At 63.8% G+C, this 508-nt stretch carries 1 protein-coding gene; it reads right to left on the reverse strand.

From position 1 onward, the window contains the following. On the reverse strand, window positions 1–508 hold a 508-nt coding region (locus C7G61_RS43235), incomplete at both ends, for a UvrD-helicase domain-containing protein (RefSeq protein ID WP_145963858.1).

A 508-nucleotide genomic window follows, 5' to 3' on the forward strand; every position in this document is an offset into this window, starting at 1 on the left:
ACCGACCGCAAAGAGCGTGCGCACGCGCCCGCCCGCCGCGCCCGCGCCCGCGGTGAAATCCTCGGTGATCTTGCGCAGGATCTCCCATTGCTCGGGGTTCGTGTCCTGCGCCTCGTCGATGAGCACATGATCGATGCCGCGATCGAGCTTGTAGAGCACCCAGGCGGTGTCTCCGCGCGAGAGCAGCGCCAGGGTCTTGTCGATGAGATCCTGGAAGTCGAGCGCGCCGAGGCGCATCTTCGCCTGCTCGACGCGAGCGTGGATTTCGGCCGCAAGCGTAAACAGCGCATCGGTGCGCTCGGCGGCGCGCACGGCCTTGCGCCTGTCGATCAGCGAGCATACCCGCTCCTGCTCGCGCAGCAACGCGTCTTTCAGGCTCTCGCTGACGTCTTTTGTTAGGAAGGCCGAGCCCTTGCGCGGCGTGCCGCTATCCGTGAGAAAGACCGAGAGATAGATTTCCAGCTTCTCAGAAATATTCTTGGCTTCGGCAGTCGCAATAAGAGAGGCC

Source organism: Bradyrhizobium algeriense (genome assembly GCF_003062295.1).
Lineage (GTDB): Bacteria > Pseudomonadota > Alphaproteobacteria > Rhizobiales > Xanthobacteraceae > Bradyrhizobium > Bradyrhizobium algeriense.